1 protein-coding gene is annotated in these 270 nt (G+C 60.4%); it reads left to right on the plus strand.

The genetic code is table 11. The features are described from left to right. Window positions 1-270 (plus strand): phage tail assembly protein T (locus SB775_RS29770; protein WP_410864843.1); only part of this gene is annotated, 270 nt, incomplete at both ends.

Consider the following 270-nt stretch of genomic DNA (forward strand, 5'->3'; position numbering starts at 1 on the left):
GTCGACAGCGCCGAGTTTGCCGAATGGCTTGCCTACGGAAACATTGAGCGGTTCGGGCCGGCTATGGACGATTTGCGCATGGGCGGGATCGCGGCGGCGATCTACAACGTAAATCGAGACACGAAACAACGGCCCGACCCCTTTGGGCCGGCCGACGTGTTTGGATGGATGGAGGCGGGGCAGGCGGAAAACGAGCCGGTGCTACTGGCGGATGCGTCAGAGCAAACGGCATTGATGAAGGCCAAGTTATTCGGGAACCGGCGACGTAAT

The organism is Peribacillus sp. SIMBA_075, from assembly GCF_046534585.1.